General features: G+C 34.2%; 14 protein-coding genes. All 14 read left to right on the top strand.

What is annotated here, in order from left to right; all coding sequences use genetic code 11:
- Window positions 1-21: 21 nt before the first annotated feature.
- The 14 genes from CLU83_RS13860 (at window position 22) to CLU83_RS13795 (ending at window position 21667) form a co-directional block, all read left to right on the top strand.
- Window positions 22-1818 carry a cbb3-type cytochrome c oxidase subunit I gene (locus CLU83_RS13860; protein WP_100432155.1) on the top strand — a complete coding sequence of 599 codons (1797 nt, stop codon included), beginning with the start codon at window positions 22-24 and terminating at the stop codon, window positions 1816-1818.
- 81 nt (window positions 1819-1899) lie between these two features.
- A complete protein-coding gene (gene ruvB, locus CLU83_RS13855; protein WP_100432154.1) occupies window positions 1900-2922 on the top strand; it encodes a Holliday junction branch migration DNA helicase RuvB in 1023 nt (340 codons plus the stop codon).
- An 18-nt stretch (window positions 2923-2940) separates the two neighbouring features.
- Window positions 2941-4281, top strand: a complete 1341-nt coding sequence (locus CLU83_RS13850; protein ID WP_232727111.1) for a cytochrome P450 — start codon at window positions 2941-2943, stop codon at window positions 4279-4281.
- On the top strand, window positions 4278-5207 hold the full coding sequence (gene queG / locus CLU83_RS13845; RefSeq protein WP_100432152.1) for a tRNA epoxyqueuosine(34) reductase QueG: 930 nt from the start codon (window positions 4278-4280) through the stop codon (window positions 5205-5207). The genes CLU83_RS13850 and queG overlap by 4 nt, the downstream gene beginning before the upstream one ends.
- A gap of 172 nt (window positions 5208-5379) precedes the next feature.
- Window positions 5380-5805: a CBS domain-containing protein gene (locus CLU83_RS13840; protein WP_100432151.1), complete on the top strand. Its 426-nt coding sequence runs from the start codon at window positions 5380-5382 to the stop codon at window positions 5803-5805.
- Window positions 5806-5953: 148 nt separating this feature from the next.
- Window positions 5954-8239: an NADP-dependent malic enzyme gene (locus CLU83_RS13835; RefSeq protein ID WP_100432150.1), complete on the top strand. Its 2286-nt coding sequence runs from the start codon at window positions 5954-5956 to the stop codon at window positions 8237-8239.
- A 148-nt stretch (window positions 8240-8387) separates the two neighbouring features.
- Window positions 8388-8969, top strand: a complete 582-nt coding sequence (ruvA, locus tag CLU83_RS13830; RefSeq protein ID WP_100432149.1) for a Holliday junction branch migration protein RuvA — start codon at window positions 8388-8390, stop codon at window positions 8967-8969.
- 25 nt (window positions 8970-8994) lie between these two features.
- Complete coding sequence (gene sprA, locus CLU83_RS13825; protein ID WP_100432148.1) at window positions 8995-16182, top strand: cell surface protein SprA; 7188 nt, start codon at window positions 8995-8997, stop codon at window positions 16180-16182.
- Window positions 16183-16263: 81 nt separating this feature from the next.
- Window positions 16264-16644, top strand: a complete 381-nt coding sequence (gene gcvH / locus CLU83_RS13820) for a glycine cleavage system protein GcvH (RefSeq protein WP_100432147.1) — start codon at window positions 16264-16266, stop codon at window positions 16642-16644.
- Window positions 16637-17029 (top strand): VanZ family protein, encoded by a 393-nt coding sequence (locus tag CLU83_RS13815; protein ID WP_100432146.1) that lies wholly within the window; start codon window positions 16637-16639, stop codon window positions 17027-17029. The genes gcvH and CLU83_RS13815 overlap by 8 nt, the downstream gene beginning before the upstream one ends.
- A gap of 98 nt (window positions 17030-17127) precedes the next feature.
- On the top strand, window positions 17128-17871 hold the full coding sequence (deoC, locus tag CLU83_RS13810) for a deoxyribose-phosphate aldolase (RefSeq protein ID WP_100432145.1): 744 nt from the start codon (window positions 17128-17130) through the stop codon (window positions 17869-17871).
- A 16-nt stretch (window positions 17872-17887) separates the two neighbouring features.
- On the top strand, window positions 17888-20002 hold the full coding sequence (locus CLU83_RS13805; RefSeq protein WP_100432144.1) for a gliding motility protein RemB: 2115 nt from the start codon (window positions 17888-17890) through the stop codon (window positions 20000-20002).
- 172 nt (window positions 20003-20174) lie between these two features.
- Window positions 20175-21077 (top strand): heme o synthase, encoded by a 903-nt coding sequence (gene cyoE, locus CLU83_RS13800; RefSeq protein ID WP_369828769.1) that lies wholly within the window; start codon window positions 20175-20177, stop codon window positions 21075-21077.
- 2 nt (window positions 21078-21079) lie between these two features.
- Complete coding sequence (locus CLU83_RS13795; protein ID WP_100432143.1) at window positions 21080-21667, top strand: cytochrome c oxidase subunit 3; 588 nt, start codon at window positions 21080-21082, stop codon at window positions 21665-21667.
- Window positions 21668-21700 lie beyond the last annotated feature (33 nt).

The raw sequence follows: 21700 nt of genomic DNA, 5'->3' as shown, positions 1-21700 counted from the left end.
GAAAATTTAAAGTATAAATATATGTCAGCAGAAGGTCACGATCACGGACACGATCACGAACACGAACAACACCATAAAGACACTTTCATTACTAAATATATTTTTAGTATTGATCACAAAATGATTGCTAAGCAATATTTGTTAACTGGTATCATAATGGGTGTTATTGGTGTAAGTATGTCTTTGCTATTTAGAATGCAATTGGCTTGGCCAGAAGAGTCTTTTAAGATTTTTAATGTTTTGTTAGGTGATAAATTTGCGCCTAATGGTGTTATGGCTAATGATATTTATTTGGCCTTAGTTACTATACATGGAACCATAATGGTATTCTTTGTGTTAACTGCTGGGTTAAGCGGAACCTTTAGTAATTTACTGATACCGCTTCAAATTGGTGCTCGAGATATGGCTTCTGGTTTTATGAATATGATATCGTATTGGTTATTCTTTTTGTCAAGTGTAATCATGATCTGTTCTCTTTTTGTTGAAGCCGGACCAGCCTCAGCTGGATGGACAATATATCCTCCATTGAGCGCCTTACCTCAAGCTATACCTGGATCGGGATTAGGAATGACTTTGTGGTTAGTTTCTATGGCTATCTTCATTGCTTCTTCATTAATGGGATCTTTGAATTATGTAGTTACAGTTATTAACTTAAGAACAAAAGGAATGTCTATGACAAGATTGCCACTTACTATTTGGGCTTTCTTTGTGACTGCAATTATTGGTATTGTATCATTCCCAGTATTATTGTCAGCTGCATTGTTATTAATTTTCGATAGAAGTTTTGGAACTTCATTCTTCTTGTCTGATATTTATATTGCTGGTGAAGTTTTACATTATCAAGGTGGTTCTCCAGTGCTTTTCGAACACTTGTTTTGGTTCTTAGGTCACCCTGAGGTATATATTGTAATCTTGCCTGCTTTAGGTATTACATCTGAAATTATTGCTACAAACTCTCGTAAGCCAATTTTTGGTTATAGAGCGATGATTATGTCAATTATTGCAATTGCATTTTTATCAACAATTGTTTGGGGACATCACATGTTTATTTCGGGTATGAATCCTTTCTTAGGGTCAGTGTTTACCTTTACAACATTATTGATTGCAATACCGTCTGCGGTTAAAGCTTTCAACTATATTACAACACTTTGGAAAGGAAACCTTCAAATGAATCCTGCTATGTTGTTTTCAATTGGTTTGGTTTCTACTTTTATTACAGGAGGTTTAACTGGAATTATTCTTGGAGACAGTACACTAGATATTAATGTTCACGATACTTATTTCGTTGTTGCTCACTTTCACTTAGTAATGGGTATTTCTGCACTTTACGGAATGTTTGCTGGTGTTTATCACTGGTTTCCAAAAATGTTTGGTAGAATGTTGAACAAAAATTTAGGATATGTTCACTTTTGGGTAACCGCAGTTTGTGCTTACGGAGTATTTTTCCCAATGCATTTTATTGGATTAGCTGGTTTACCAAGACGTTATTATACAAATACAAATTTCCCATTGTTTGATGATTTGCAAAACGTAAACGTATTGATTACAACTTTTGCTTTAATAGGTGGAGCATTTCAATTAGTATTCTTATACAATTTCTTCTCTAGTATATTCTATGGTAAGAAATCTGTTCAAAATCCATGGAAATCTAATACTTTGGAATGGACTACTCCGGTAGAACACATGCATGGTAACTGGCCTGGAGAAATTCCTCATGTACACCGTTGGCCTTATGATTACAGTAATCCTGCTCATGAAGAGGATTTTGTACCTCAAACAGTTCCAATGAAAGAAGGGGAAGTAGTTTTACATCACTAGAATTTCAGAAATTATATAAATGCCTTTCATTAATGAGAGGCATTTTTTTATTACAATGATTACTTTTTTTATCTTTATCGAATGAATGAGAACTTAGATCCTACGAATAATAATTTTAGCCCTGATGAGCTTGATATTGAAAAAAAATTAAGGCCATTGTCATTTGATGATTTTGCTGGCCAGGATCAAGTATTGGAAAATCTAAAGGTTTTTGTTGCTGCCGCCAATCAACGGAAAGAAGCTCTTGATCATACCCTTTTTCATGGGCCTCCTGGTTTAGGAAAAACAACTTTGGCTAATATTTTGGCTAATGAATTAGAAGTTGGAATCAAAATTACTTCTGGTCCAGTATTGGATAAGCCGGGTGACTTAGCAGGATTGTTAACTAATCTTGAAGAACGGGATGTATTGTTTATCGATGAGATACATCGTTTAAGTCCGATAGTCGAAGAATATTTATATTCTGCTATGGAGGATTTCAAGATTGACATCATGATTGAGTCAGGACCAAATGCTAGAACTGTTCAAATTAATCTGAATCCTTTTACGCTTATTGGAGCTACAACTCGATCAGGTCTTTTGACTGCTCCAATGCGTGCCCGTTTTGGTATCTCTTCCAGATTGCAATATTACACTACTGAGCTTTTGACAACTATTGTTGAACGTAGCGCGATGATTTTCAAAATGCCGATTACTATGGAAGCCGCCATTGAAATTGCTGGCAGAAGCAGAGGAACTCCTCGTATTGCTAATGCTTTGTTGCGTCGTGTTCGTGATTTTGCCCAAATTAAAGGAAATGGAACCATCGATATTGAAATTGCGAGATATGCTTTAAAAGCTTTGAATGTTGATGCGCATGGTCTGGATGAAATGGATAATAAAATTTTGAATACCATCATTGATAAGTTCAAAGGAGGGCCTGTTGGTTTGTCAACTTTGGCGACTGCCGTTTCAGAAAGCAGTGAAACCATCGAAGAAGTTTATGAACCATTTTTGATTCAGGAAGGTTTTATTATGCGAACGCCGAGAGGACGTGAAGTAACTGAAAAAGCTTATAAGCATTTAGGAAAAATTAAAACCAATATTCAAGGCGGACTTTTTTAAAATTTATTATCAATTGCAATGAATAAGAAATATAATTATCCTGAAAAACTTTCAATAGTTAATTTCTTTTTAGATGCTGAAGGAATTCGTAAGAATCCGATTCCGTTTCATAAAAAATATTTTGACAAATTAGGTGATACTTTTTCTGTTAAGATAGGAAGGACGAAGCATTTGATATTGTCAAGAGATAATGATATTGCCGAATATATTTTACAGAAAAATCATAAAAACTATTATAAGTCCAATATTCAAACGGTATATCTTTCAAAATATCTAGGAAAAGGACTTTTGACATCCGATGGTGATTTTTGGTTAAAGCAAAGAAGATTAATCCAGCCTGCATTTCATAAACAAAAAATGAATCAATTGGTTGTCAATATGGAGCAGATTATAGTTTCGGAATTGAATGAATTAGCTGAAGAAAAATCTGTTGATATTTTTCCTGTAATGAGTCAATTGGCCTATAATGTTGTTGCAAAATCATTATTTCATCTTTCTGCTTCAAAAGAAAAATTAAATAGAATAAAATTTATTGTCGATGAAGTTCAGAAATTCTTAATTAAGGAGGTAAGGCTTCCTCATAAAGGATGGTGGTTTTCTTTAAGCGGGCTAACTAAAAAACATTTTCTATTGTCTTTAGAAAATGACAATATTATTCAAGAGATTATAGAGGAGAGAGTTGCTTCAAAAGTGCAGACCAATGATTTGCTGAATATGCTTCTTGAAACACGATATGAAGACACAGGAGAAGCAATGCCGGTGACTCAATTAATAGATGAAATAAAAATTCTTTTTGTTGCAGGTTATGAGACGATAGCAAATGCTTTGACTTTTACGTTTTACCTTTTAGCAAAGCATCCCGATGTCCAGCAAAAAGTATTTCAAGAGATTACAGAAATTGAATCTCTGGAAAGTGAAACTGTAGACCAGTTGCAGAAAATGACTTACATTAATGCTGTTTTGAATGAGTCAATGCGTTTGTATCCTCCAGCATGGATTGTAGACAGACAGAATGTTACAGATGACACTATCGGTTCTTATCATATAAAAAAAGGAACGCTTATTGGTATTTCATTATATGAATTGCACCGCAATCCAAAATATTGGAATAACCCTTCAGCATTTAATCCAGAACGTTTTTTAGGAGAACAAAAAAAACATTCTATGCAGTATTTTTACCCTTTCGGTGCTGGTCCCAGAATGTGCATAGGGACAGGTTTTGCTATTTATGAAATGTGTTTAACGCTTTTTAAAATTGTAAAAAAATACGAGATAAAACCAGTTAGCGGAGAAGTGCAATTTAATCCGCTGGTTACTTTAAAGCCTGTCGGAGTAGAAGTTTTATTTGCTAAAAGATGACAATCAATTCAAAAGAAACATATTCAAAATTTATAAAGTCCGAAGCCAAACGCCTCGGTTTTTTATCTTGCGGTATCTCAAAGGCTGGCTTTCTTGAGCAGGAAGCACCTCGTTTAGAAAACTGGCTGAATAATAATTATAATGGCAAGATGGCCTACATGGCAAATCACTTTGACAAGCGTTTAGATCCGACTTTATTAGTAGATGATGCTAAAAGTGTAGTTTCGCTTTTATTGAATTATTATCCTTCAGAAACTCAAAACCCTGATTCCTATAAAATCTCCAAATATGCTTATGGGCAGGATTATCATTTTGTTATTAGAGAAAAACTTAACGAATTCCTGTTTTCAATTCAACAAAATATTGGTGAAGTCTCAGGCCGTGCTTTTGTGGATTCGGCACCGGTTTTGGATAAAGCTTGGGCTGCCAAAAGCGGGTTGGGATGGATTGGAAAAAACAGCAATTTGTTAACTCAAAAAGTAGGTTCTTTTTATTTCATCGCAGAACTTATTATAGATCTTGATCTAGAGTATGATCATGCAGTCACTGATCACTGCGGTTCCTGCACTGCCTGCCTAGATGCTTGTCCGACACAGGCAATTGTTGCTCCGTATGTCGTTGACGGCAGTAAATGCATTTCTTATTTTACGATTGAATTAAAAGACAGCATTCCATTAGAGATGAAGGGTAAGTTTAATGATTGGGCTTTTGGATGTGATGTCTGCCAGGATGTTTGCCCTTGGAACCGTTTTTCGAAACCGCATAATGAACCTTTATTAAACGCTAATCCCGAATTACTTTCGATGTCCAAAAAAGATTGGATAGAAATTACCGAAGAAACTTTTAAAAAGATCTTTAAAGATTCTCCTCTTAAAAGATCAAAATTTCATGGCTTAAAGCGGAATACCCTTTTCTTGAATGAGTGATTTATTGTAATAACTTATTAAATGATTAAATCGAATTCAGGTTGGTAATTTTTTTAATTGCGAATTTAGATTTTATTGCAAATAAAAATTTTGTTTTTGAAGATTAAATTTAAAATTTTTGGTTTTTGTATATCTTTTTTTTCTAAATTTAACTTTCTAAAATTTATCTATTATGACTGTAAATCAAATACTAAGAACAAAAGGGACAGAGGTATATTCTATTGTTTCGACTTTTACCGTATTCGAAGCTTTAAGAGTTATGGGAGAAAAAAACATAGGTGCAATTCTTGTAATTGACAATGGAGTTTTAAAAGGAATTTTATCGGAAAGGGATTATGCAAGAAAAATTGTTTTAAAAGATAAGTCTTCTAAGAAAACGCCAGTAAGTGAAATTATGGAGAGTGATGTAATAACTGTTAAGCCTTCTGATAATTTGGAATACTGCATGGGATTAATGAGCGGAAGAAGGATAAGACATTTGCCAGTGATTGAAAATGAAGTGATAATTGGACTTGTTTCTATTGGTGATGTCGTAAAAGCCATAATTGAAGTCCAAAAAGAAACGATCAAACATTTGGATTCGTATATTTCTCAGTAACAGTTGATTGAAATTTTTATTAAATAGCTACATTAGGTGTAGCTATTTTTTTTAGTTATAAATTACTCAAAATGACTAAAAGAATGTGATAAAAGCTTCAGTTTTGAAGCAAGTGGTTTATCTTTGTTACTCGAAAATAAAAATAAAAATGGACAATAATAGTAAAAGAAGTGAAGCGTTATTGTATCACGCTAAACCTACTCCAGGAAAAATACAAGTAGTCCCTACCAAAAAATATGCAACACAACGAGATTTGTCTCTGGCTTACTCTCCAGGGGTTGCAGAACCGTGTTTGGAAATCGCTAAAGACATCAATAATGTTTATAAATATACAGCAAAAGGAAATCTTGTAGCTGTAATTTCAAACGGGACAGCAGTTTTGGGGCTTGGCAACATTGGCCCGGAAGCATCAAAACCAGTAATGGAAGGAAAAGGACTTTTGTTTAAAATATTTTCGGACATCGATGTGTTTGATATTGAAATTGGCACCGAAAATGTGGAAGAGTTTATCCAAACCGTAAAAAATATTGCACCAACATTTGGAGGTATTAATTTAGAAGATATTAAAGCACCGGAATCTTTTGAAATTGAGCGCAGATTAGTGGAAGAACTCAATATACCTGTGATGCATGATGATCAGCATGGAACTGCTATTATATCTTCAGCGGCTTTGATTAATGCATTAGAACTGGCCGACAAAAAAGCCGAAGATGTAAAAATGGTGGTGTCGGGTGCAGGATCAGCAGCTATCGCATGTGCGGATTTGTATGTTTTATTGGGTGTAAAAAAAGAGAATATTTTAATGTTCAACAGCAAAGGTCTTTTAACAAAAGACAATCCTAATTTGTCTGATTTACAGCTGAATTATGCCGTTGATGGCGCTTCTGTCAGTCTTGATGAAGCATTAAAAGGTGCAGATGTTTTCTTGGGATTGTCAACAGCAGATGTGATGTCTGCTGAAATGTTATTATCAATGGCAGACAATCCAATTGTTTTTGCTATGGCTAATCCAAATCCTGAAATTGCTTATGATCTTGCTATTTCAACCCGCAAGGATGTAATTATGGCTACAGGACGCTCGGATCATCCTAATCAGGTTAATAACGTTCTTGGTTTTCCTTATATTTTTAGAGGAGCGTTGGATGTTCGTGCTACAAAGATAAATGAGGCAATGAAAATGGCCGCTGTAAAATCTCTTGCAGCACTTGCAAAAGAGAATGTTCCTGAACAAGTGAATATAGCTTATGGAGCTACAAAATTGGTTTTTGGCAGAGAATATATTATTCCAAAGCCTTTTGATCCAAGATTGATATCTGAGGTTGCTCCTGCTGTTGCAAAAGCAGCTATGGAATCAGGGGTTGCTTTGAATCCAATTACAGATTGGGATAAGTATAAGGAAGAATTATTAGAACGTCTCGGGAACGATAATAAAATGATTCGTTTGATTACCAATAGAGCGAAAACTGATCCAAAAAGAATTGTTTTTGCGGAAGCAGAACAATTAGATGTTTTAAAAGCTGCTCAGATTGTTTATGAAGAAGGTATTGGGTTTCCTATTTTATTAGGGAATAAAGAAATTATACTAGAATTAAAAGCAGAATTAGGTTTTGATGCTGATGTTCAAATTATAGATCCAAAACTTGATGAAGAACAAGAAAGAAGAACAAGATATGCGACTGAGTTATGGGAGTCGAGAAAAAGAAATGGTGTTTCACTATATGATGCTGAAAAGTTTATAAGAGAACGTAACTATTTCGCCGCTATGATGGTAAATACAGGAGAGGCGGATGCAATGGTTTCTGGACATTCTCGAAGTTATCCTTCAGTGGTTAAACCGCTGTTGCAAATAATTGGTAAAGCGCCAAATGTTTCGTTGGCAGCAACAACTAATATAATGATGACCAGTAGAGGGCCAATGTTTTTATCGGATACTGCAATAAATGTAAACCCAACGGCGGAAGAATTGGCGAAAATTGCTGTTATGACCGCTAATACCGCAAAAATGTTTGGTATTGAACCTGTGATAGCAATGGTGTCTTACTCTAATTTTGGTTCTTCAGGAAATCCAAGTGCCTCAAAAGTAAAAGAAGCGGTGGCTTATTTACATGAACATCATCCTGAAATTATTGTAGATGGAGAAGTTCAGGCCGATTTTGCCTTGAATCCTGAGATGTTATCTGCTAAATTCCCTTTTTCGAAATTGGCAGGAAAAAAAGTAAATACGTTGGTTTTTCCAAATCTTGAATCAGCTAACATTACTTATAAATTAATGAAAGAACTGAATAAGAATGGATCAATCGGACCAATTATGATGGGGATGAATCATCCAGTTCATGTTTTTCAGTTGGGAGCCAGTGTTGAGGAAATGGTAAATATGGCAGCAATTGCTGTTATTGATGCCCAAGAAAAAAGCATGAGATTAAAGGGAAAATAGAAACAAAAATACCCAAAGATTAAAATTTGAGATTTTAAGATTGAAATGTAGTATATTGGTTTATACCTAAAAAGTGTAGTCCAATATTTGCAATGCATTTGTCTTTTAATCTCAAATTTTTATTATATTTGAATAGATAATTTATTTTATGATAGCACATTTGCAAGGAAAATTAGTAGAAAAAAACCCTACCGAGGTAGTGATTGATTGTAATGGTGTCGGTTATCATGTAAATATATCTTTGCATACTTATTCATTATTGCCCAATGCTGATTTTATTAAGCTGTTTACATATCTGCAGATAAAGGAAGACGCGCACACTTTGTTTGGTTTTGTTGAAAAATCCGAAAGAGAAATTTTCAAAATGTTATTGTCAGTATCAGGTATTGGTGCTGGTATTGCCCGTACGATGCTTTCTTCTTTGGAACCCAAACAGATTATTAATGCAATTGCTTCAGGAGATGTGGCAACTATTCAGAAAATAAAAGGGATTGGCAGTAAAACTGCACAAAGAGTAATTCTCGATTTGAAGGAGAAAGTGTTAAAACTTTATGATTTGGACGAAGTTTCTATGTCACAAAGCAATACTAACAAAGATGAAGCGTTATCTGCTTTGGAAGTTCTTGGTTTTGTTAGGAAAACTTCTGAAAAAATTATTGAAAAAATTATAAAAGAAGATCCAGAGGCTACTGTGGAAACTATAATTAAAAAAGCTTTAAAAAATTTATAAGAGGTCATTTACAAGCCTAATCGATATGCATAAAATCTACTTTTTTTTGCTGCTGTTTATTTGTGGCTTCGTGTCTCAGGCCCAAGTGCAAAATGCTGTGCAGGATACAATCAAAAAAGGATATGATGTTGGCGAGATTCAAATGGCAAATCCTAAAAGCATATTATCAGCTTATACTTATGATCCTGTTACTAATACTTATATTTATACCAATTCGGTAGACGATTTTAATATCAATTACCCAATTGTTTTAACACCAGCGGAGTACGAAAAATTGATGTTAAAAGAATCCATGAATCAGTATTTTGGAAAAAAACTGGATGCTATTGATGGGAATAAAAAAGGGAGCGATGCGGCAAAAAAAGATTTATTGCCTAGATATTACATAAAATCAGGACTCTTTGAATCTATTTTCGGAAGTAATACTATTGATGTAAAACCTACAGGATCTATTGAAGTGGATTTGGGATTATTATATACCAAACAGGATAATCCAGCATTTTCACCGCGAAACCGTACAAACACTTCATTCGATTTTAATCAGCGGATAAGTATGAGTCTGTTAGGAAAAGTAGGTACAAGGCTTCAGGTGAATGCTAACTTTGATACTCAATCGACTTTTGCTTTTCAAAATTTATTAAAACTAGAATATACTCCAGGGGATGATGATATCGTTCGAAAAATTGAGGTAGGAAATGTGAGCATGCCTTTAAACAGTACTTTGATTCAAGGCGCCCAAAGCTTATTTGGGGTAAAAACCGAATTACAGTTTGGTAAAACTACGGTAACAGGAGTTTTCTCTGAACAAAAATCTCAAGCCAAAAAAGTAACAGCTCAAGGAGGAGGTACTATTCAGGAATTTGAGATGTATGGTTTAGATTATGATAATGACAGGCACTTTTTCTTGTCTCAATACTTTAGAGAGAAATATGATGCTTCTTTAAAAAACTACCCTTTTGTCGATTCCAGAGTTCAAATCACGAGATTGGAAGTTTGGGTTACAAATAAACAGAATAGGGTAAATACAACAAGTAATAATTTAAGAAATATTATTGCGCTGCAGGATTTAGGTGAGGGTGAGTTAGCAGACTCGGAAGGTAATCCAATAATCGGCAAACAAAATGAGGTTGTAGTACTAAACCCTATTCCTGCAGGTTTTTTTGTTAATCAACCGCCAGATATAAAAAAATCGTATCCATCAGATAATAAAAATAACTTGTATGATCCAGCTTTAATTAAGACTAATGCGGGTTATTTGAATGATAATATTAGGGAAATTGTAACTGCTAAGGAAGGATTTTCTTCTTCTATTAGTGTTAGCGAAGGACAGGATTATTCAAAGTTAGAGAACGCGAGAAAGTTATTGCCTAACGAATATACTTTTAATGCACAATTGGGTTATATTTCGTTGCAGCAGCGATTAGGAAATGACGAGATTTTGGCGGTTGCCTATCAGTATTCTATTGGAGACAAAGTGTACCAAGTAGGGGAATTTGGGAATGATGGTGTTGAAGCCACTGTTGTTGGGGGAAATCAACCCTCCAATCAAACGGTTATTTCCCAGACTTTAATTTTGAAAATGCTAAAAAGCAGTTTGACAAATGTTGCCAATCCTGTTTGGAATCTGATGATGAAAAATATTTATCAAATACAGGGAGCTTATCAGTTGGTTCAAGAAGATTTTAGACTTAATATTTTATATAAAAATCCATCGGCATTAAATTATATAACACCTGTTGCAGGCACTCCTTTTCCGTCAAACCCAACTCCCGAAAATACAGTCGAAAACACTACTTTGCTAAAAGTGCTTAACTTAGATAAGCTGAATTACAATAATGATCCGCAGACAGGCGGGGATGGCTTTTTTGATTTTATTCCGGGTATGACTGTAGATTCTCAAAACGGGAGATTGATTTTTACTACTAAAGAGCCTTTTGGGCAATTGTTGTTTTCTAAACTGAAAACTCAGGGTTCTGCGGAGGATTATAATGATGTGACAACTTATAATGATAATCAAAAAAAATATGTGAACCCTTATATGTACAGAGTAACGCAGGCAAAGGCAATTCAATACCCAGAGCTGAATAAATTTCTTTTGCGTGGAAAGTATAAATCTGTCGGCGGGGATGGAATTCCAATAGGCGCTTTCAATGTTCCTTTAGGTTCTGTAAAAGTTACAGCGGCAGGCAGGGTTTTGGTAGAGGGAGTAGATTATAGTGTTAATTATCAATTGGGAAAAGTTCAGATTCTTGATCCTTCGTTACAGGCTTCGAATACTCCAATTGAAATTTCGCTGGAAAACAATTCTGTTTTTGGACAGCAAACGAGAAGATTTTTTGGTGTGAATGTAGATCATTTAATTTCAGAAAATTTTATGGTCGGCGCTACTTTTTTGAATCTGAAAGAAAAGCCGTTTACCCAAAAATCCAGTTATGGTCAAGAATCTGTTGATAACAGCATATTTGGGCTGCATGGAAATTATTCTTCTCAGGTTCCATTTTTTACTCGTTTGGTTAATAAACTGCCTAATATAGATACAGATGCTCCTTCATCTATTGCAGTAAGCGGTGAGTTTGCTTATTTGATGCCCAATGCATCCAAAGGTGACAAGTTTCAAGGCGAATCTACCATATATGTTGATGATTTTGAAAGTTCTCAGTCCTCAATAGATTTGCGTTCCCCTTATGCATGGACTTTATCTTCTACGCCGGCAAATAGTAATAGAAGTGCCTATAATTTTAATGGTAATTTAGAAGGACTGGACTATGGTTTTAAAAGAGCAAAACTGTCTTGGTATTCTATAGATCCTGTTTTTTACACTTCAAAACCATCAGGAATAACAAATGATGATTTGTCTACGAACGCAACAAGGAGAGTTTATAGTGAAGAGCTGTACCCATTAACAGATATTGCTCAAGGGCAGTCACTTGTTGTGAACACATTAGATTTGAGCTATTATCCAAAAGAGCGCGGTCCTTATAACAATAATTTGAATGTAGGAGATACGCCTAATGAAAATTATGGGGGAATTGTGAGGTCGTTGAGTTCTACAAATTTTGAGCAAAGTAACGTTGAGTATATTCAGTTTTGGGTTATGGATCCTTATGTTGGAGCAGGGAAAACATCAAATACAAATTCAGGTAAAATTTATTTTAATCTAGGAGAAATCTCTGAAGATGTTTTGAAAGACGGCCGTAAAGTTTATGAAAACGGTTTTGGACCGGATCAGGTTTTAGTAAATCCAGCACCAGTTTGGGGTAATGCACCTGCTTCTCAATCTTTAATTTATGCGTTTGATAACAATGAAGGAAATAGAACTAATCAGGATATTGGTTTTGATGGGCTTGCGTCAAAAGATGAAGCAAAAGTATACACCAATTATGCATCTGATTCCGATCCTGCCGCAGATGATTATACTTATTATCAGAATACTAAAGGAAGTGTGCTTGACCGGTATAAAAATTATAATGGGGTAGAGAATAATTCAACTGTCAATATCAATTCGCCAAATAGAGGTTCTACAACAATTCCAGATGTTGAGGATGTGAATAGAGATAACACGATGAACACGATTAATGCGTATTATGAATATAGTATTGATATGAAACCGGATATGAAGGTGGGTCAAAATTATATTTCGGACGAACGCAATACAGTCATAACACTGCCAAACGGATCTACTACTGATGCTAGGTGGATTCAGTTTAAAATTCCAATTTCTCAGCCTCAGGATACTATTGGGAAAATTTCAGATTTTAGGTCAATCCGTTTTATGAGAATGTTTATGACCAATTTTACAGATAAGGTTACTTTGCGTTTTGGAGCTTTGGATTTAATGCGCGGAGAGTGGCGACGTTATGCAAATTCATTAGATTCTAATGATTTAAATGTTGGTGATGATGCAACTGTTTTTGAAACAGCTTCGGTTAATATTGAAGAGAATTCTAATAAATGTCCAATTAATTATGTAAGCCCGCCTAGTGTTAAAAGGGAACAATTATATAATAATAATACGGTTATCAATCAGGACGAGCAATCTTTGTCTATGCGGATTTCTGGAGGAGGTTTAGAACCTTTGGATGGTCGTGGTGCTTTCAAAAGCTTTAATATTGATATGCGTCAGTATAATAAGCTCAAAATGTTTTTGCACGCCGAATCTTTACCGTTTGAAACAGTATTAAAAGATAATCAAATGGTTGCTTTCCTGCGTATAGGGGCTGATTATTCGAATGATTTTTATCAAATAGAAATTCCGTTAAAGGTAACTGCAGCTTCTTCTTCGGGAGATAAAAACTGTCCGCCGATTAATGCCGATTTAGTTTGGCCAACAGATAATGAAATCGATTTGTCTTTAGCGTTATTAACAGATTTAAAATTAAAGTCTTTAAAAATTGACAAGACTGCTTTGCCGGCTGATGGAATTTATTATTCAGATGATGATCCAAATGTAGAAGGAGGAGACGGTGACGGTAAGCTTCGTTTAGGGATAAAAGGGAATCCAAATTTAGGTTTGATTCGGAATATTATGCTTGGGGTTAAAAGTAATGAACCCCATCAGGATATTAAAGGAGAAGTTTGGTTCAATGAACTTCGTTTAGCTGATATGGATAATAAAGGCGGAATAGCGGCTTTGTTAAATATTGATACTAATTTTGCTGATTTAGCCACAGTTTCAATGACCGGAAATATAAAAGACTTTGGTTTTGGAACAATCGAACAAGGTCCAAATGAAAGAAGCAGAGAAGATATTCAGCAGTACAATATAGTGACAAATATTAATCTCGGAAGATTTTTGCCTAAAAAATGGGGGATTAATTTACCATTTAATTATTCAATAGGAGAAGAAATTATTAAGCCGGAATATGATCCTTTTTATGAAGATATTAAGCTGAAACAAGTTTTGGACGATGCTGATACTGAAGCTGAAAGAAAAGCTAAGTTGACGCAGGCTATAGATTACACTAAGAGAAAAAGCATCAATTTAATTGGTGTACGAAAAGACAGAAGCGCAGAGAAAAAACCTATGCCTTATGATGTAGAGAACTTTACTTTTTCACAATATTACAATGAAGTAGAGCGTCATGATTTTGAAATAGAAAAAAATATTGATCAGCAGTCCCGAACAACATTGGATTATGCTTTTGCATTTCAGCCAAAACCAGTAGAGCCTTTTCAAAAAACGAAGTTTATGAAAAAAAGCGCGTATTGGAAGTTTTTAAGTGATCTTAATTTTAATTATTTGCCATCCAGTGTCACTTTTAGCACCAATGTGGTCAGACAGAATAATGAACAGCAGTTTAGACAAGTTGAAGATATCGGGATTGGTTTTGAGCCTTTGTTCAGAAGGAATTTTGGATTTAATTACCAATATGGGTTTAACTTTAATTTGACTAAATCTTTAAAAATAAATTATACGGCCGCTTCTAGGAATATAGTCAAAAATTATTTGGACGAATTTGACGAGCCGATTGATAATGTAACTATTTGGGATGGTTATTTGGATACGGGAACTGCTAATTTTCATATGCAGCAGTTTATTTTGAATTATGAAATACCGCTGAATAAAATTCCAGTTTTAGGTTTTGTAAAAGCTAATTATTCTTATACAGGAGATTACAGCTGGCAAAAATCTTCTACGGCGTTAAGTGATATATCTATTGGAGGCGAGTCTTATGATTTAGGGAATACGGTGCAAAATGCTAAATCGAGCACTTTTAATACCGCTTTCAACATGGAAACCCTGTATAAATATCTAGGGATCGGTAAAGGAGCAGTTACCAGTAAACCTAAGCCTGTGGCTCCTCCAAAACCAGGAGAAAAGATTGTAAAAGCTGATCCTCTGAAAAAAATCAATCAAAATCAGTTTGTTGAAGGTTTAAAAGGAGTGCTGACAAGTATAAAAAACATTCAGCTGACGTTTACAGAAAATCAGGGAACTGTTTTGCCTGGATATACGCCAAGCGTTGGTTTTTTCGGATCATCTAAGCCAACATTAGGTTTTGTTTTTGGAAGTCAAAGTGATGTGCGTTTTGAGGCTGCTAAAAGGGGCTGGTTAACCACATATCAGGAGTTTAATCAAAATTATACCACTGTAAATAAGCAGGAATTTAAAGGATCTGCTAATTTAGAAATAATTCCGGATCTTAAAATTGATTTGTTGGCTGACCGCTCTTATTCTGAAAATTTTTCAGAACAGTATGATGTGTCAAATGGTAATTATAATTCTAGATCACCGTATAATTATGGAATATTCTCCATTTCAGCGGTTTTAATAAAGACTTCTTTTTCAACTAGTAATGAAGTAAGGTCTACAGCTTTTGATGAGTTTAGAAATAACAGGCTTACGGTGGCGAATAGGCTTGCAGTAGAAAGAGGAATAGATATTACTAACCCAGCCAATCTTGATTCCAAAGGCTTTCCGCTTGGTTTTTCTGGCTCAAGCCAGGCGGTTTTATTGCCTTCGTTTTTGGCTGCCTATTCCGGAAATAGCGCTGATAAAGTTTCTTTTGATATTTTTAAAAGCTTTCCAGTACCCAATTGGAGAATTACATATAATGGATTAATGCGATATGAATTTTTTAAGAAAACCTTTAAGCGATTTTCTTTGACTCAAAATTATAAAGCATCATATACGGTTAATTCTTTTAGATCGAATTTTAATTATACTAAGGATCCTAATGGATTAGATGACAGCGGTAATTATTATAGCCCGACTATTATGTCTAATGTTACTTTGGTAGAACAATTTAATCCTTTAGTGCGTATCGATTTTGAACTAAAAAATTCGTTTAAATTGTTAACTCAGATAAATAGAGACAGGGCTTTGTCTATGAGTTTTGATAATAATTTATTGACCGAAGTGCATGGAGTTGAGTATGTAGTTGGGCTGGGGTATAGAATTAAAGACGTGGTTTTTTCCTCCAAGTTGGCGGACAATCCAACAGGTATTATAAAAAGTGATATTAATATAAAAGCCGATTTGACTTATAGAGACAGCCAAACCATTGTGCGCTACTTAGATTATGATAACAATCAATTGGGAGGCGGTCAAAATATATGGACATTGAATACTACAGCGGATTATTCTTTGAGTAAAAATTTGACGATAATATTTTATTATAATCATTCTTTTTCTAAACCAGTTATTTCGACTTCATTTCCTTTAACCAATATTAGTTCAGGATTTACTTTCCGTTATAATTTTGGAAATTAATTTTCAAAAATCTAATCCTAATTGTACATAAGATTGTTACATTTGTGCAAAAAATAATTATTAATTATCAATTATCATTTTATGAGCATACCAGCAAATTTAAAGTACACAAAAGATCACGAATGGGTAAGTCTTGAAGGCGATATTGCAACCGTGGGAATTACACATTTTGCGCAAAAAGAATTAGGAGATATTGTATATGTTGAGGTTGAAACATTAGATCAGACTTTGGATAAAGATGAGGTTTTTGGTACGGTTGAGGCTGTAAAAACTGTATCTGATTTATTTCTTCCGTTATCTGGAGAAATTATTGCTTTCAATGATGCTTTAGAAAGTACTCCTGAAAGTGTAAATGCTGATCCTTATGGTGATGGATGGATGATTAAGGTAAAAATTTCTAATCCTTCTGAAATAGAAGAATTGCTTTCGGATGAAGCATATAAAGAGCTTATAGGTGCCTAAATATATTCTGTTTTTAGTTGCTTTGTTTTGGGCAGGAGTAATAGCTTATTTTTGCTTGGTAAAATCTAGCGACCTTCCAGTTGTAAATATTCCGGGTATTGATAAATGTATTCATACTTTTTTTCATTTCGTGTTTACTTTCGTTTGGTTTTTGTTTTTTAGGAAGCAGTTTAAATTTAAATACGATTTGAAACCTTTAATGCTTTCGTTATTATTTTCGTTTGTATTTGGAATATTAATCGAGATATTGCAGGAATTGTTTACGATAACAAGGCATGCTGATGTTGCAGATGTTTTGGCCAATTTAACAGGAGCTGTATTGGCTGTTTTATCAGTGCTGATTTGTAATAAATTCAATGTTTTAAAATCAATATTAAAAAATTAATTCCCACTTCGGTGGGTTTTTTGTTTCTATTGAGACTTGTTTGATGCCATTTCATTCGAATAATGTAATTTTGGCTTTTAATTTCTTAAATTTTGAAAATGAATATTAAAAATTATTTAGATTCTACCTATTTAAAAACGAACAGTCAGGCTGGTTTAAGTGAAAACGAAAATGAAGCTGTGGCACAAGGTTTTATTCAAGAAGCTATAGACGAAGAATTTAAGTTAATAATGATTCGTCCGGAGAGGGTTGCTTTGGCAAAAAAAATGATCGTTGATGCTGATTCAAAAGTTTTAATAGGGACTGTTATTGATTTCCCGGAAGGAACATCTTCTATAGCCAAAAAGCTAGATGAAGCCCTTGAATGCATTCAAAATGGAGCTGACGAATTAGATTACGTTTGTAATTATGAAGCTTTTAAGGCTGGTGATGTTGATTCGGTTAAAGATGAAATTTTAAAAGGGACTCAGCTTGGACTTGATAATAATAAAACGGTAAAATGGATTATTGAAGTAGCGGCACTTAATGATAAACTAATTGCTGAATTAACTACATTGATTAGAAATGTGGTGGTTGCCAATTTTAAATCAGAAGTATATAATTCTGTTTTTGTAAAATCATCAACAGGTTTTTATAAAACAGAAAATGATCTGCCTAATGGTGCTACTGTTGCTTCAATTACAATAATGCTTCAAAATGCGGCACCGCTTCTGGTAAAAGCAGCTGGCGGCGTACGGACTTATAAAGAAGCTGTAGAAATGATTGAGCTTGGAGTGAAACGTATAGGCACATCGGGAGCTAAAGCTATTGCAAACGGAGAAGAAACTTCTTCGAAATATTGATTTTACACAAAATAAAATGATTAAAAAAGCACTAACTTTTCTTTTAATTTTTTCTGCATTTGTAATAAATGCACAAACTCCGAGTAATAAGGCTTCAGAATCTTTGGATGAACGATTTCCTGTTTTTTTAAATTGTAAAAATTTAGAACATCAGGATTTAGAAAATTGTTTTTATAATGAAGTGCAGCAATTAGTGTATAATAATTTTAAAGTACCTGAAAAATTGAAGCAAAATCAATATAAAGGTACTGTAAAAGTGCTTTTTGAAGTTAGTGATTCTGGGAAGTTTAAGGTCTTATTTGTGACTTCAAATAACGAGGAGCTAATAATTGAAACAAAAAGAGTTTTTGGAGACTTTCCGACTATTGATCCTCCAACTTATAACGGTAATCCAACTTATTCGAAATTTAATCTAAGTATTGCGATACCACTATTATCTCCCGAAGAAATTGCCGCTGTTGCAAAAGCTAAAAAGGAAAATATCAATGTCAATGCTGGTTTAACAGAATTAGACAGTATTGTTTACAAGCGTTTTGATAATCCTCAATTTACAAGTCATTTAAATATTCCTTTTTCTCATAGTTATTATGCTGAATTTGATGAGGAAATGAATAAAGTAGGGAGTAATAATCATACAGCCTCAAAGCCTTACACTTATTCTGAGGTGGAGAAATATTATAATTTTCAAAAAGTCAATGCTAGTTTAATGAAAAATAAAACGAGCTGGTGGGGACGAAAAACGTGGAATGAAAATTTAGCAGAAATTCAAGGAGAAGGGTATTGGTTTGCTGTGAATTTTTTATTTAATGTTCAAGGCGGAATTTCTAATCCTAGTAAAAGTGATTACACTTATGTAAATACAAGAGCTCTTAATTTTAAAGGAGGTTTGGGATCTCGTTTTAATTTCACGACGACTTTTTATGAAAGTCAAGGGCGTTTTGCCGATTATTATAACGTGTATGCTAATTCGATAAAGCCATCAGGGGGGAATCCTGCAATTGTTCCAGGGATAGGTATTGCTAAACAATACAATACAGATTCTTATGATTTTCCTTTGGCAGATGCCAATATTTCATATAATGCGGCTAAGTTTTTAGATCTGCAGTTGGGTTATGGCAAAAATTTTATTGGAGACGGCTATCGTTCTTTATTATTAAGTGACGGAAGCAGTCCTTATCCTTTTTTTAAGATTAATGCCAATTTTTGGAAAATAAAATATACTGTTGACTATATATGGCTAAAGGATGTGCGTCCCGAAGTTACAGTAGACAAAACTTATGCTTCAAAATATGCCGTGAATCATTATTTGAGCTGGAATGCATCCAATAGACTGAACTTAGGCTTCTTTGAATCCGTAGTTTGGACCAATACAAATGGAAGAGGTTTTGATGCTAATTTTGTAAATCCAATTGTGTTTTATCGTGCTGTTGAGTTTTCTTCTTCTTCCAAAAGCGGTAATGCTCTTTTGGGACTGACTTCTAAATACAAATGGAATAATCAGGTCAATCTTTATGCACAGCTTCTTATTGATGAGTTTTCTACGGGGGATATTTTTGCAGGAAAAGGAAGCTGGAAAAATAAATTAGGTTATCAGTTTGGGACAAAATATTTCAAGGCTTTTAATGTTGATAATTTAACCCTGCAGCTAGAGTTTAATCATGTACGCCCTTATGTGTACTCCCATAGTGAGCCAATTACCAATTATGCTCATAACAACCAGAGTTTGGGTCACCAATGGGGAGGGAATTTTCAGGAATTGGTTTTGTTAGGATATTATAATAAAGACCGATTTTATGCTAATACTAAGTTTACAATTGGCACTCGCGGTTTCGATTTTGCAGATTCAGGAGCTAAATCTAATTATGGCGGAAATATTTATAGAGACTATGATGAAAATAGATATGCTGACACTGGGGTCAAAGTTGGACAGGGAAATAAAACAAGTATTTTTATTGCCGATGTTCAAGTGGGTTATCTAGTTAATCCAGCTACAAATTTTAAATTTTTTGGTAATTTTTTATTTAGAAATTTTGATCCAACAGCTAATACTGCAGCTGTTTTTAAAGAACAGACAACTTGGTTTACTGTTGGGTTTAGATCAGATGTGTTTAATTGGTATTTTGATTATTAGTGTTTTTTATTGGTTATGAAATAAATAATCAAACTCAATAATTGATTAATTGTGCCGTAAAAACCGACTAAAAGAACAACTGTCATTTCAAATGTTTAATTCATAGACTGTTTTTGAATCTAATTTGTATATTTGCAGCAGTTTTCAAAAAAATACAACAATTTTATCTGCATTGAGTACAACATCAAACCCTACTTCGTTCAAATCTATTTATATTGATTTTAAAGCAATTACAAAGGCTGGTTTGGCTATAAGTGTTGTTTTTTCTTCAATTGCTGGTTATGTTCTTGGTTTTAATGATACCAATTCATTTAGTTTACTCGTTTTGCTAAAACTTGCTATAGGCGGATATTGTATGGTTGGTGCTTCCAATGCTTATAATCAGGTTATAGAAAAAGATTTAGATGCTTTGATGGACCGTACCAAAAATCGTCCTGTGGCATCTGGAAGAATGTCTCCACGTTTGGCTTTGGTTGTAGCAAGTCTGCTTACTCTTTTGGGTATAGCTTTGCTTTACACGATAAATCCAAAATCGGCGATGTTTGGAGCGATTTCCATCTTTTTATATACCAGTATTTATACACCGCTTAAAACTGTAACTCCTCTTTCTGTTTTTGTTGGTGCTTTTCCTGGAGCGATCCCTTTTATGTTAGGTTGGGTTGCTGCGACTAACGAGTTTGGAATAGAAGCAGGAACTTTGTTTTTGATTCAGTTTTTCTGGCAGTTCCCTCATTTTTGGGCAATCGGCTGGTTTTTATACGAGGATTATGAAAAAGCAGGTTTTTTTATGCTGCCAACAGGCAAGAAAGATAAAGGAACTTCACTGCAGATTATTTTATACAGCGTTTGGTTAATAATTGCGTCATTATTACCTGCTTTGGGCTATACTGGACGTTTGTTTATTTCGCCAATAGCGGCGGTTTTAGTATTGTTTCTTGGATTATGGGTGCTGTTTTATGCAGTTCGCCTGTATCAGATAAAAACAGCGAAAGCTGCACGGACATTAATGTTAGTTAGTGTTTCGTATATAACGTTATTACAATTAGTATATATAGTAGATAAATTTTTAAGATAATTATGGAAGTTTCAATGACAGCCGAAGATTATAAATCAAGAACGGCAAGATCGTATAAGCTGATTTTGTTGTTCGCCATGGTGAGCATGACAATGATGTTTGCAGGTCTTACGAGTGCCTATGTTGTAAGTCAGTCAAGAGCAGACTGGCTGAAGGATTTTCAATTGCCCTCAGCTTTTTATTTTAGTACAGCAGCTATTTTAGGATGCAGCATTACTTTTCACTTAGCTAAAAAAGCAATTCAAAAAGACAATCAAAGCAAGACAACCGCACTGCTTTTAGCTACACTGGTTTTGGGTATTTTGTTTGTGATATTACAGTTCGTTGGTTTTGGGCAGATAGTCGAAAATGGTTATTATTTTACAGGAAGTGCCAGTTCTATTACTACAACATTTTTGTATATTGTAGTAATTGTACATTTGCTTCACTTGGCTGGCGGTATGATATCATTGTTGGTTATTATTTATAATCATTTTAAACAAAAATATAATTCAACACAAACTCTTGGAATAGAACTAGGTGCAATGTATTGGCACTTTCTTGATTTCTTGTGGGTTTATTTATTTTTATTTTTATATTTCTTTAAATAAGAAAAAAACGTAAATTTGGGAACTTTTTAACGA

The organism is Flavobacterium sp. 1 (assembly GCF_002797935.1).
Classification (GTDB): domain Bacteria; phylum Bacteroidota; class Bacteroidia; order Flavobacteriales; family Flavobacteriaceae; genus Flavobacterium.
This window is presented reverse-complemented; position numbering and strand designations above follow the sequence as displayed.